Origin of the sequence: Pedobacter aquae (assembly GCF_008195825.1) — a bacterium.
Taxonomy (GTDB): Bacteria; Bacteroidota; Bacteroidia; order Sphingobacteriales; family Sphingobacteriaceae; genus Pseudopedobacter; species Pseudopedobacter aquae.
Window position 1 is genome coordinate 3,522,144 of sequence record NZ_CP043329.1, and the last position, 12,802, is coordinate 3,534,945.

At 33.9% G+C, this 12,802-nt stretch carries 11 protein-coding genes; 4 read left to right on the forward strand and 7 right to left on the reverse strand.

The features are described 5' to 3' along the window. The first annotated feature begins 28 nt into the window (after positions 1-28). The 4 genes from FYC62_RS15565 (at position 29) to FYC62_RS15580 (ending at position 5,477) form a co-directional block, all read left to right on the forward strand. Positions 29-1,186: an aldose epimerase family protein gene (locus tag FYC62_RS15565; RefSeq protein WP_149075604.1), complete on the forward strand. Its 1,158-nt coding sequence runs from the start codon at positions 29-31 to the stop codon at positions 1,184-1,186. Positions 1,187-1,257: 71 nt separating this feature from the next. Beyond that, positions 1,258-2,316, forward strand: coding sequence for an aldose epimerase family protein (locus FYC62_RS15570; RefSeq protein ID WP_149075605.1), 1,059 nt, complete (start codon positions 1,258-1,260; stop codon positions 2,314-2,316). A 189-nt stretch (positions 2,317-2,505) separates the two neighbouring features. Beyond that, positions 2,506-5,253, forward strand: coding sequence for a T9SS type A sorting domain-containing protein (locus FYC62_RS15575; protein ID WP_149075606.1), 2,748 nt, complete (start codon positions 2,506-2,508; stop codon positions 5,251-5,253). Positions 5,254-5,255: 2 nt separating this feature from the next. Further along, positions 5,256-5,477 (forward strand): hypothetical protein, encoded by a 222-nt coding sequence (locus FYC62_RS15580; protein WP_149075607.1) that lies wholly within the window; start codon positions 5,256-5,258, stop codon positions 5,475-5,477. Here FYC62_RS15580 and FYC62_RS18075 read toward each other — a convergent pair. The 7 genes from FYC62_RS18075 to FYC62_RS15610 all read right to left on the reverse strand — a co-directional run bounded on the left by FYC62_RS18075 (position 5,474) and on the right by FYC62_RS15610 (position 12,766). After that, complete coding sequence (locus FYC62_RS18075; protein WP_317131499.1) at positions 5,474-5,845, reverse strand: hypothetical protein; 372 nt, start codon at positions 5,843-5,845, stop codon at positions 5,474-5,476. The genes FYC62_RS15580 and FYC62_RS18075 overlap by 4 nt on opposite strands. Before the next feature lie 74 nt (positions 5,846-5,919). Next, positions 5,920-6,324 carry a hypothetical protein gene (locus FYC62_RS18080; RefSeq protein WP_317131500.1) on the reverse strand — a complete coding sequence of 135 codons (405 nt, stop codon included), beginning with the start codon at positions 6,322-6,324 and terminating at the stop codon, positions 5,920-5,922. A 1-nt stretch (position 6,325) separates the two neighbouring features. After that, positions 6,326-6,718, reverse strand: coding sequence for a response regulator (locus FYC62_RS15590; protein ID WP_039452656.1), 393 nt, complete (start codon positions 6,716-6,718; stop codon positions 6,326-6,328). A 74-nt stretch (positions 6,719-6,792) separates the two neighbouring features. Then, a complete protein-coding gene (locus FYC62_RS15595) occupies positions 6,793-8,103 on the reverse strand; it encodes a TolC family protein (protein WP_149075608.1) in 1,311 nt (436 codons plus the stop codon). A 2-nt stretch (positions 8,104-8,105) separates the two neighbouring features. Beyond that, complete coding sequence (locus FYC62_RS15600; protein WP_149075609.1) at positions 8,106-11,204, reverse strand: efflux RND transporter permease subunit; 3,099 nt, start codon at positions 11,202-11,204, stop codon at positions 8,106-8,108. A gap of 15 nt (positions 11,205-11,219) precedes the next feature. Then, positions 11,220-12,296: an efflux RND transporter periplasmic adaptor subunit gene (locus tag FYC62_RS15605; protein WP_149075610.1), complete on the reverse strand. Its 1,077-nt coding sequence runs from the start codon at positions 12,294-12,296 to the stop codon at positions 11,220-11,222. Then, on the reverse strand, positions 12,293-12,766 hold the full coding sequence (locus tag FYC62_RS15610) for a MarR family winged helix-turn-helix transcriptional regulator (RefSeq protein ID WP_149075611.1): 474 nt from the start codon (positions 12,764-12,766) through the stop codon (positions 12,293-12,295). Before FYC62_RS15610 ends, FYC62_RS15605 begins: the two co-directional genes overlap by 4 nt. Positions 12,767-12,802 lie beyond the last annotated feature (36 nt).

The window sequence follows — 12,802 nt, forward strand, 5'->3', positions numbered from 1 at the left end:
TTAGATTTAAATTATAACCCTAAAATCAATGAAAAGAATATTCTATTTAAGTATGATTATTGGTCTAGCATTTGGTAGCTGTACTAACAATCAACAAAAAGGTAATCAGCAAGATACTATGCAAAATATAGTGAAAATTCCAGATTCGGTAAACTTTCAGAAAGATATTGCAGGTAAGCGAAGTAACTTGTATGTGCTTAAGAATAAGAACAATATGCAAGTTGCTATCACCAATTATGGCGGTCGTATTGTAAGTATAATTGTACCAGATAAAGAGGGGAAATTTGTTGATGTTTCTTTAGGTTATGATGAAGTAGAAACATTTCAAAAAGAAGGAGAGCCATTTTTTGGGGCTTTAATAGGGCGTTATGGTAACAGAATTGGTAAAGCTAAATTTACCTTAGATGGTCAAGAGTATAAGTTAGATGCTAATGATGGTGTAAATACTTTGCATGGCGGTAAGATGGGCTTTCATGCTCAGGTTTGGGATGTTAAAGCTTTAACCGAAAATACTTTACAACTTCATTATACTTCTAAAGATGGTGAAGGTGGTTACCCAGGAACATTGGAAGTTGATGTAACATATACTTTGACAGACGACAACAGTATCGATATCAGCTACCAGGCCACAACAAATAAAGCAACCCCGGTTAATTTAACCAATCATGCTTATTTTAATTTAAATGGTGAAGGAGATTCTACCATTTTAGATCATTTATTAACCATTAAAGCTGATGCTATAACTCCGGTTGATGAAGGCTTAATTCCTACAGGAACTTTAATGGATGTAACAAATACCCCATTTGATTTTAGAAAAGCTACTTTAATAGGTGCTCGTATTGATGAAGACCATGAACAACTAAAAAAGGGTAAAGGTTATGATCATAATTTTGTGCTAAACAAAACCGCAGGTTTACAGCTTGTAGCAAATTTATATAGCCCTAAAACTGGAATTTTGATGGAAGTTTTAACAGAAGAACCTGGTTTACAGTTTTATAGTGGTAACTTTTTAACCGGAGAGACTAAAGATGGTAAGGGCGGTAAAGCTTATCAATTTAGATCTGCATTATGTTTAGAAACCCAGCATTTCCCCGATTCTCCAAACCAGAAAAGTTTCCCTTCAACCATTCTAAAACCGGGCGAGACTTATAAAACTAAAACAGTTTATAAATTTTCTACTCAGTAATTTTATATTAAGGATATAAAAAAGGTAGCCCAACAGCTACCTTTTTGTATTTTTAGACTTTATTTATTGTAATGACAAATCTAGAGACTTTAAAACAAGCATTTATTACCCAAGTTGAAGGTGTAGCTACTGCTTTAGTGGTTCTAAAAAATAGGAAGGGCACACAGGTAGGAATTTGTAATTATGGCGCCAGAATAACCCATTTTATTGTTCAAGACCATAAACAAAATTGGGTTGATACAGTGCTTGGTTTCAATAGCATAAAAGAATATTTAAACGCAACAGAGCTTTATCATGGCGTTACCGCTGGCCCTTTTGCAAACCGTATTGCAAAAGGTAAGTTTACTTTGGATGATATTACTTATCAGTTAGAACAAAATAATGGTTTAAATAATCTACATAGCGGTACAAAGGGTTTTCATGCTCAAGTATGGGATGTGGTACAGCGAGATAATACTTTTGTTCAGCTGAGCATCTCTTATGCTGATGGCGAAGGCGGTTTTCCTGGACCTATAGCAGCAAGTATTACTTTTACTTTAACAGATGATGATGAACTTGTTATGGATTATAAAGCTAGTTCTAAAAAGGATACCATTATTAATTTAACCAACCATGCTTATTTCAATTTAAACGGAGAAGGCAGTGGAACAATCCTCAATCACGCTGTAAAAATAAATGCTAGCAGTTTTGTAGAAATAAACGAAGCATGTATACCAACGGGGAAATTTATAGAGGTAGAAAATACAGCTTTTGATTTTAGCGTGTTAAAACCGATAGCTCAAGATATAGCACAAGAAGATGCGCAACTTTTAAATGGTAGCGGTTACGACCATTCTTTTGTTTTAAATAAAAGTGTGGATGGTTTAACCCATGCCGCTATAGCTATTGGCGATATTTCTAATTTGAAATTAGAAGTATTTACAGAAGAGCCCGGGATGCAATTTTATACAGGTAATTTCTTAAATGCTCAAGATAAAGGGAAGGCGGGGAATTATTATGAGCGCAGAAGTGGCTTTTGTTTTGAAACACAACATCATCCGGATTCCCCAAATCATCCTCATTTCCCCTCTGTGAGGCTAAGAGCGGGAGAATTATTTAAGTCTAAAACTGTTTATAAAATTTCCTCGTAGGTAAGGATTAGAAATTGATTTTTAATTAATTTTTTATTAAGTTAGGCATAGGTTTATTAAAAATAATATTGATAGATTTGCAATCTAATTACTGACTCTCAACTTCTTAAATTATGATAAATAGCATAAGTCTACTTATCTGGCCGCACTTATTAGATAAGGTGTTTTATTGTTCATTTAAATTAAATTATGAAGGATAATTACACAAGAGTACTTTTAGTACTTACATTTTTATTGGTGCTGCTGTGTAATACTTCCAAAGGCGCAACTATAACATCTATAACTCTACTCGGAGACTGGGATGACCCTGCCACTTGGTCGGGGGGTGTAGTTCCTACTAATGGTGATGATGTCATTATTGATGCTCCTATTACGCTAACCGGGCCTACGGATAACTTAGCTTCTTTAACACTATTATCGGGAACGCAATTAATTGCCTCTAACTCTGCAGCTGTTTTAAATTTATCGGGTAACTTAACCGTGAATGGAACTGCCAGATTAAGATTAGGGTCAGCAGAACTAAATTTATTTGGTAATTGTACTGTTAGTGGTACAGGCGCTATAGAGATAGATGAAATTAATTTAGGAGCATTCAATCTTAATTTAAATTTCACGAGTACAAATTCCTTACCAAGAACTATATCTGTTTTTGGGGGTATTTCAAGAACAAGCGGAAGTATTATCAATTTAAGTTCAGAGACTTTAAATGTTATATTTTTATTTAGAGGGGCCTCTCCTTCAACCGTAGCAAGTGGTCTTTCTTTGCCTAATGTGACCATCAGTAAGACTAGTACTTTAAGTTTAACAGGAGGTAGTACACTTACTATAAATGGTAATCTTATTTTAACCAACTCTTCAGATATTTTAGCAATAGGAGCTTCAACAAGTTTAACATTAAGAGGGACAATAACAGGTTCTGGTTTTTTATCTTCAGTAAGTACAAGTACTATTAGTTTTGAAGGATCAGGAGGTAATACAAATCTAAGACTTCTGAATAGTAATGCTGTTGGCTCGCTACTCATAAACAGAGCAAGTACTATAACTTTGGTATATAGCGTAAATCCTGGTTTTTTTCAGATAAACAACAATTTAACTTTAGTTGATGGAGCAAATTTAGTTATGGGTAACGCTACCTTAACCGTAGGTAATGGTGCTGGCAATTCTTTTACTGCTAATTTAAATTCTACAGGAAGTTTAAGTGGTTCGAATTCTTCAAATTTAACTTTAGACGGAAATCCTACAGGGGCTACAACTATCAGATTTAATCAAACAGGGAGTAATTCTATTTTACGTAATTTAATTTTACGTACTTATAATTCTGGAACTATAAGTTTAGAAAATGGATTATCTATAGTTGACATATTAACCGTTGGCGGCACTAATACAGTTTTTGCAACAGGGAGTAATAATTTAACTCTACTGTCTAGCTCAGGTTCAACAGCACAGGTTACAACAATTCCGTCTGGATGCTCAATTACAGGTAATGTAACAGTTCAAAGATTTATTAATGGAGGAGACAGAGGCTTTAGATCTTTTTCATTTCCTGTACATAATGGTTCAAATGCTTTGTCTTTCTCTCAATTATCTGATGATGTTTATGTTACCGGAAGTGCAGGGGCTGCAGGTGGATTTAATACCGATGCAGGAACAAGAAATATAGACCTCATAAAAACTTATAATGAAGCAGGTACTAATGCAGGTAATTTATATGTTTCCTTATCAAATTTGAGTAATACCATACAAACAGGTAGAGGATTCTTATATTTTTATATTGGTAATAAGACGAATGCTACATCCAAATATAATTTACCCTACTCAATTCCCGAAAGTACAGTTATAGATTATTTAGGAGTTCTTAATCAGCAAAATATAGCAGTAAATCTAGACTTCTCATCTCATGCTAATACATCTTTAGATGGATTAAACTTATTAGGAAATCCTTATGCTTCGGCAATAGATTTAAGATTATTAACTTTATCAAACATCAGCAATACGGCTTATGTTTATGATAGAACATTTACGAATTCTTTTTTATCTGTAAATCTTACAACAGGATTAGACGATAATGGTAATTCTGCAAATGTTATTATTCCAAGTGGTGGCGCTTTTTTCTTAAGGGCTAATAGTGCCTCTTCTCCACAAGTTACTTTTACAGAGTCTAGTAAATCGAGTCAGCAAGGAGCTAATACCGTATTAAATAGGCCTATAGGGTTAAGCCGTAATTTAAAAGCAGATTTAATACCTCAAATAGGATTGCATTTAAAAAATAGTAATACAGATTTGGATAGAACAAGAATTTATTTTGATGAAAGCGGTAACGAGGCCTCTGATGTGTATGATAATACGAAAGTCTTATCAGGAAATTTTCTGTTAGGTTCTTATAGTGCTGATAATAAGGTACTTAGCTTAAATTTTACCAAACAAAATACCAAGACTTCAATTGTACCTTTGTTCTTAAGAACTACTAATGGACAATATAATTTAGAAGTTAAAGATTTGAAAAATATTCCTAAAGGTTACAAGCTTATTTTAAGAGACAAATACTTGAACAGTTTTGTAGATATAGATGAAAACTTCTCTTATCAGTTTGCCGTAAATACTACCAATAGCTCTTCATCATCAAGTAGATTCGAAGTTATCATGAGTACTTTAGATAAACTAGATTCATTAAAAAATGACGATACTGGTACTTTAAAGGTGTTTCCAAATCCTTTTGATAGTGGTTTGTCTGTATCTTTACAAACAAGCGGTAACACCATATATGATGTAAATATTTATTCTTTAGAAGGCAAAAAATGTTTAACTATAAGGAATACCTATATAAAAGAATTATTAGCGTTTAATACTTCGGAATTAAAAAGTGGCATTTATATTTTAGAAATAAAAGAGTCTATCAGCGGTGAAGTAGTTGTAAAAGAAAAGATAGTAAAAAGGTAATTATGTTAAAGAAGATTTGTGTAGCGATATTTTTTATTTGTTTGTTAATAGTTGTTCCAGTTGCTCCTACTTGGGCCCAAGTTGATGCTTGTGATCCTTTTGATGAAGTTTTTAATGAGGCTACAGGTGAATGCGACCCTGTGGATGTACCTTTAGATGCTGGCGTTGGGTTCTTATTAGCGATTGGTGCTGCAATAGGTATGAGAAGAACAAAGGAGCGTTAAAACCCCTCTTTAGTTTTTACAAACTCAAACAGCTCATGTATAGGGTTTTCTAAAATTTTACCAACATGAATCTCATATTTTTGACATAGTGGGATTAGAAAATCTTGGAAATGATAAGCTATATCGCCAACAAAATGGCAATAAAGCTCTTTGTAATTTGGATAGGTGCAAATACTTATTTGAATAAACTCTTCTAAGCCAATAGTGATAATTTTCTGAATGTAAGAATGATTAATGTTTTCTTTTAAAAAACTGGCAAAAGAGGCTAAATAATGGTTAGGTAAAGGTCTTTGATAAATGTTTTTGATAACATCTTCCTTATTAGGCTTGTATTTAGCATTAAATTTTTCTGCTAAATCATCAGGCATCTTTTTATAAAGAAAATCTGTTATTAAATTTTTCCCAAAGTAAGTTTCAGAGCCTTCATCTCCTAAAATATAACCTAAACCATGTAAGCCATCATGTAAATTGCTGCCATCAAAAAAGAAATATTAGAGCCTGTACCTAGAATACAATTTAAACCTGGTGTAGTTCCGCAAGTGGCATATGCAGAGCCTAATAGATCACTTTCTACATTAACAAAAGCATTTTTAAATTTAACAGATAAGGCATTGGAAATAATTTCGCGTTTATCGGGGCTATTACAGCCAGCGCCAAAGAAATGTACTTCTTTAACGTTTGGTGCGATGTCTTGAAATAAATTTACACTATTAATGACCTTAATAATCTCTTTTTCTGAAACAAAGAAAGGATTAAGTCCTTTAGTTTCTATAAACTGTTTTTCTTGATTTGGCAACAGGCAGATCCAGTCTGTTACAGAAGACCCGCTATCAGCAACAATTAACATGTTAAATATCTTTTAATAAATCACTCGTTAGTGGTTTTCCAAAGAAGTCTGTTACGTTATTAAATTCTGTTACTTTTTTATGGTCGCTAGGGTCTAAAGATGATGAAAGCATTACAATTTTAACATGGTCTTTCGCAGGAGATTGTAGTTGTTGAAATTCTACTAAGAAATCAAAGCCTGTTTTAATAGGCATTCTAATATCTAAAAAGATAATTTCAGGTAGTTCTTCTTGACGGTTTATAAGTTCTTGTAGGTATTGTATTGCCGATTCACAAGATTGTTTCACAACAATATGCTCCGAAAAATCAGAGTTATTGAGGATCTTTTGGTTAATCATATTATCGATGAAATTATCATCAACCAAAAGGGCAGTTTTGTATTTGTAATTAGGCATCTAAATTAAATTGTGATAACAAATATATGAAAAGAAAATATTTTAATTGAATTATTTAAGTCTTATACGCTAGGTTACAACTGTATGTTACCGGCCAGTTCTTTAATGGCAACTTCTGCTAATTTTGCCTGGAATTGTGAATTGGCATATCTTACCGTAGCATCAACAAAATTTCTTTGTGCTTCTCTTAGCTCCAAAGGTACAATGCTTCCTAGTCTGTATTTTTCTAAGGTAATATTTAAGTTTTCTTGAGCTACTTCAACATTGTTTTCTTCTAAAGTTACCAATTGTAAATTGGTTTGATAGTTTTGATAAGCAATAAGCAATTGTGATGCTATAGCTTGTTGTGTACGCTCTAAATTAAATTGAGCGTTTTCTATCTCTAGCTTTGCGTTAGTTTCTGCTCTGTTTTGCTGAAATCCGTTAAAAATATTGATAGAAGCGGTAAAACCATAATTTAAACCACGTGTATTGTTTCTAATGGCGAAGCCAGTTGGTGGCGATGTTGAATTAGAAAAATTATAGCCAGATGTTAAAGCAATAACAGGATACCTATCACCTTTTATTTCTTTTAAGCTAAGTTCTGCTATTTTTTGATTTACAACCGCTGTTTGCAATTCTGGGTTCTGCGCTAAAACTAATGATTTAGTATTTTCATAGTTCAACTGCTTATCTAAGATGATGGTATCTTCAACTGCAAATTCAATTTCTGCTGGTCTCCCTAAAATTTGATTGAGGTTAATTTTTGATGCTTTAATTAAATCTTTTTGTACCAATAAAGAACTCGTATCTGTACTTAAATCTACTTTGGCTGCCAAAAGTTCTAATTTTGAACCTTTACCTATTTTAAAACGGCTATTAGCATTTTTTAAGCGCACTCTAGATACTTCTAAGGCGGTTTTAGTGGCTTCTAATTGCTTGTTTAAGGCAATTAAATTGTAATAAGAGGTTAATACATTGGCAATGGTGTTTTGTACGTTAAGTTTGAAATTTAGCTCACCAAGTTTTTGTAATTCTTGTAACCTATCGTAAGTCGCAAACATCCTAAAACCATCAAAAATGCGCCAATTTAAGCTTGCACCATAGTTGATATTGGTGTTTTTTGCATTTCTGGCATTTCTACTTCCACCAGAAGCTAAATCAACCTCACTAGTTTCTACCCTATTTAAATCATTTAAATTTCCTGTTACAACTGGTAACATACCAGCATTACCCGGAGTAACGTTGTTCTTGCTTATTTCTGTTACGTTTCTACTGATTTTTATATCGAAGTTGTTCTCTAATGCAATTTTTATAGCATCTTCTAAACTTAGCTTCTCTTGTGTAAATGCTTTATTTACAGATAATAAAAACGCAATTATGATTAATAACCTATTAATTTTCATGCTTAAATAGATTTTTCTAGTTCAATTTCTTTAGCAGCTTTTTCTGCTTTACTTTCTTTATGTTCTTTAGACCAGTACGAGTAAATAGCAGGAATTACAAACAGTGTTAGCATTAATGAAAACAATGTGCCTCCTATAATTACAGTACCCATGCCCATTCTACTTTTTGCCGCTGCACCCAAAGCCATAGCAATAGGTAAAGCGCCTAATGCAATAGCTAGGCTGGTCATTAAAATAGGTCTCAACCTAGAAACTGATGCTTCTCTAATGGCATCAGCCACGCTCATGCCTTGCTCTTTCAATTGGTTCGCAAATTCTACTATAAGAATGCCGTTTTTGGTTACCAAGCCAATGAGCATAATGGTTCCTATTTGGCTAAAGATGTTCCAACTTTGGCCTAGTAACCATAAGGAGAAGAAAGCTCCGGCCACAGCCATAGGTACAGTTAGGATGATGATAACTGGGTCTATAAAGCTTTCAAACTGTGCCGATAAAATAAGGTAAACCAAAAGTAATGCTAAGCCAAAAGCAAATAAGGTATTAGAATTACTCTCGCTAAAATCTCTTGATTCTCCGGCTAAATCTGTACTAAAGCTATCGTCTAAGATTTTTTCTTTTGCTCTTTCCATAGCCTCAATACCATCGCCAATAGTTTTACCAGGTGCTAAACCACCAGAAACAGTTGCTGATGCAAACCTATTGTTACGATACCTTTGTGGAGGGCTGCTTCTTTCTTCAATTTTTACGAGGTTATCTAACTGAATAAGCTCACCTCTAGTATTTCTTACAAATATGGATGTTAAATCATAAGGGTCGTTTCTTTTTTGCCTATCAAACTGGCCGATAACTTGATATTGCTTACCATTCATAGTGAAATAAGCAAACCTTTGTGCACTTAAAGATAATTGTAGGGTTTGGGCAACATCAATTACGGATACACCTAAATTTTGTGCTTTATTTCTATCAATACTTACATTAAGCTCGGGCTTGTTAAATTTCAAGTTAACATCAGTATTGGTAAAAGTTGGGTCTTGACCAATTTCATTCATAAAAGCAGGTATCTTTTCTTGCAACTGCTCAAAATTATTAGCTTGTATGATGTATTGAACTGGTAAACCACGAACCCTACCTACAGAAATTGTAGGCTGCTGCACTACAAAGGCTCGGGCTTCTGGCAGCTTTCTTACCACTCTGGTAAGCTGGTCTGCAATTTCCATTTGAGAGCGCTCTCTATCTTCTGCTTCACCTAATCTTATTCTAAAGAAACCTGTGTTTGCAGCTCCAGAGCCACTAAAGCCTGGTGATGTTACTGATATATTATTGATTTGTTCTGGTACAGAATCATTAAGTTTTTCTTCAAGATTAAGAATAAAAGCATCAGTGTAATCAAATGAAGCACCTTCTGGAGCTGTAATTTGAATATTTACACCACTTCTATCATCTAAAGGGGCAGTTTCTTTTGGTAAAGTGTTCCAAAACAAGAAAATAATTCCAAAACAGATAAGAACGATAGGAAATGCGAGCCATCTTTTATTTAAGAATTGTGCTAAAGATGTCTTGTAGCTTTCGTTCATCTTCTCGAAATAAGGCTCTGTTTTGAGATAAAAATTGGATTTTTTATGTCCGCTTTTCATCAAATAAGCATTTAACATGGGTGTTAAGGTTAAAGAAACAAAAGCCGATATCAATACCGCAGCACCAATAACAACGCCAAATTCTCTAAACAATCGGCCAACAAAACCCTCTAAGAAAATAACAGGCAAGAATACTGCAGCAAGCGTAATAGAAATTGAAATTACGGCAAAGAAAATCTCATTAGCTCCTTTTATTGCAGCTTCAAAAGGCGACATACCCTCTTCTACTTTTTTAAAGATATTTTCTGTTACTACAATACCATCATCAACAACTAAACCTGTTGCCAAAACTATAGCCAATAAGGTTAATACATTGATAGAGAAACCTAATAAGTACATCACAAAAAATGTAGCTATAAGCGATACCGGAATATCTATTAAAGGCCTAAAGGCGATGCTCCAATCTCTAAAGAATAGGTAAATGATGAAAATTACCAATACTAAAGCAATAATTAACGTTTCTGCAACTTCTAATACCGATTTCTTGATGAAAATTGTATTATCTAAAGCAATGTCTAGCTTATAATCTTCAGGAAGTTCTTTTTTTAATTGCTCGTAACGTTTATAAAACTCATTAGCAATATCTAAATAGTTAGCACCAGGTTGCGGTATAATAGCGGTGGCAACCATGGGTCTTCCTTTTGATCTTAGAACGGTTTCCTCGTTTTCAGGGCCTAATACAGCAGAACCAACATCTTTAAAACGGATGATATTGGTGCCATCATTTTTAATGATTAAATCGTTAAAAGCTTCTTCAGTACTTAAATTACCTACGGTATTTACGGTAAGTTCTGTATTATCTCCGGATATTTTTCCAGATGGAAGCTCAACATTTTGTTGGTCTAGCGCATTTCTAACATCTAAAGGAGTTAAGGCATAAGCTGCAAGTTTATCAGGGTCTAGCCATAAACGCATGGCATATTTTTTTTGCCCCCAAATTTGTACACTAGAAACACCGGGTATGGTTTGAATTCTTTGAGCGATAACGTTTTCTGCAAAATCACTTATCTCTAAAATGCTTCTTTTATCACTTTGGATGGTCATAGAGATAATAGCGTCAGAGTTCGCATCAGCTTTTGAAACTACTGGGTTACCGTCTATATCTTTTGGAAGGTAACGGCCAGCTTGTGATACTTTATCTCGAACATCATTAGCTGCTTCTTCTAAATTTTTATCCAAATTAAACTCGATAGTAATAGAGCTTGACCCCTGGTTGCTAGAGGAAGAAATATTCTTGATACCATCAATACTATTGATAGATTTTTCAAGAGGTTCTGTAATTTGAGATTCAACAATATCAGCATTAGCACCCGGATAATTGGTTCTTACAGAAACTACCGGAGGGTCTATAGAAGGAAACTCTCTTACCCCAAGAAATGTAAATCCAATGATACCAAATAAGACAAGTATCAGATTCATTACGATGGCCAAAACTGGCCTTTTTATACTGGTGGTTGATATACTCATGATAATAAATCTGTATTATTTGTTTTTCACACTTACTTTAACAGGAGCATCGGGTTTTAAAGCCATAACTCCGCTTGTTAATACGGTATCACCGGCTTTTAAACCAGCTGATACTAATACTTCTTTATCTGTTCTAACATCAGATTCTATTTTTATAGCTTTGGCTTTTCCGTTTTCAGCTATAAAAACTTGTTTACCATTTAAAATAGGAACCACTGCTTCTGTAGGCACTAAAATAGCATCTTTGATGTTTTCTAAAGGCAAATTAACATTGGCAAAAGTACCCGGCAGAAGCGTTCCATTAGGGTTGTCTGCTCTAGCTCTTAAAATCAAAGTTCTGGTAGCGATATCAACAGCGGGCTCTATAGCATATACTTTTGCCGAGTAAGTTTCTCTGCTTCCGGCAACGGTAAAAGATATGCTTGAACCTTCATTTACCCTTTTAGCATATTTCTCTGGAACAGAGAACGTAATTTTAACTGGGTTTGTATTAACGAGGTTTACAATAGCTGTTGTTGGGGTAATGTAAGCACCATTAGAAATACTTCTTAAACCTATTTTACCAGAAAAAGGTGCTCTAATTTCTGTTTTAGAAAGTTGGGCTCTTACCAATTGACTTTGTGCTTGCAAAGAACGAAGCTCGGCAAGGGCATTATCATATTCTTCTTGGCTTATGGCTTCTGATTGAAGAAGTTTTTTAGACCGAGACTCTGTCTCTGAGGCTAATTTTTCTCTTGTTAAAGCTTGTGCTAATTGTGCCTGTAGCTCTCTATCATCTATCTTAATTAATAAAGCGCCTTTATTAACGGTAGAACCTTCTGTAAAATTGATAGACCTAATTAAGCCAGAAATCTCGCTTCTTATTTGTACTTGTTCATTAGCCTCAATAGTTCCAGAAACAGAAACTATATTAGAAAACTGGGTTGGTTTAACAATAATACCGCTTACACCTATTGGAGCACCACCACCTGCTGGTGTGCCGGTTGCGCCACCTTTTGGCCCTTTTGTTTCTGATGATTTACTTAATCGGTTATAAATCATATAACCTAGTAAGCCAATAATTAAAACATAAATAATGTACTTGGTTTTCATGTTGTATGTTTAAGTTTTTTAAAGTCGAGGATAAGCTCGTGAGTATTTTCTGTAGTTAAGTTTTGTTGCATTTGTGCTAACACGTCAAAAAAGCGCCCAATATTTTCTTTTGATACATTTTTAAAAGCTTTTTCATTAAGATTTTTAAAAATATGATGTATTTCAGGTACTAGTTTTTTAGCTTTATCCGTAAGCTTTATCAAATGCTTACGTCTATCGTGTTGGTCTGCTTCGCGTGTAACAAAATCGTTATCAGATAAATAATCTATCATGGTAACCATAAAAGATTTATCAACCTGTAAAATTTCTGCCAATTCTTTTTGCGTGTAAAGCTCTTCTGTTTCACTTAAAATAAGTAATACATAATGATAGCGCTCCATAGGGATATACCCAGCTATTTTGCTAAATTCACTTAAATACTTCTTGGTAACTTGTATAAGTTGATGTGCTATTGGTTCTTCAAATTTCATTGTAAGAGATAAGTTCAAATTTATAATTTAAGTTTA

Coding starts and splice junctions, on each gene's coding strand:
- FYC62_RS18075 (WP_317131499.1), bottom strand. CDS start 5,845: ATGCCTGATGATTTAGCAGAAAAATTTAATGCTAAATACAAGCCTAAT.
- FYC62_RS15610 (WP_149075611.1), bottom strand. CDS start 12,766: ATGAAATTTGAAGAACCAATAGCACATCAACTTATACAAGTTACCAAG.
- FYC62_RS15590 (WP_039452656.1), bottom strand. CDS start 6,718: ATGCCTAATTACAAATACAAAACTGCCCTTTTGGTTGATGATAATTTC.
- FYC62_RS15580 (WP_149075607.1), top strand. CDS start 5,256: ATGTTAAAGAAGATTTGTGTAGCGATATTTTTTATTTGTTTGTTAATA.
- FYC62_RS15605 (WP_149075610.1), bottom strand. CDS start 12,296: ATGAAAACCAAGTACATTATTTATGTTTTAATTATTGGCTTACTAGGT.
- FYC62_RS15595 (WP_149075608.1), bottom strand. CDS start 8,103: ATGAAAATTAATAGGTTATTAATCATAATTGCGTTTTTATTATCTGTA.
- FYC62_RS15600 (WP_149075609.1), bottom strand. CDS start 11,204: ATGAGTATATCAACCACCAGTATAAAAAGGCCAGTTTTGGCCATCGTA.
- FYC62_RS18080 (WP_317131500.1), bottom strand. CDS start 6,324: ATGTTAATTGTTGCTGATAGCGGGTCTTCTGTAACAGACTGGATCTGC.
- FYC62_RS15570 (WP_149075605.1), top strand. CDS start 1,258: ATGACAAATCTAGAGACTTTAAAACAAGCATTTATTACCCAAGTTGAA.
- FYC62_RS15575 (WP_149075606.1), top strand. CDS start 2,506: ATGAAGGATAATTACACAAGAGTACTTTTAGTACTTACATTTTTATTG.
- FYC62_RS15565 (WP_149075604.1), top strand. CDS start 29: ATGAAAAGAATATTCTATTTAAGTATGATTATTGGTCTAGCATTTGGT.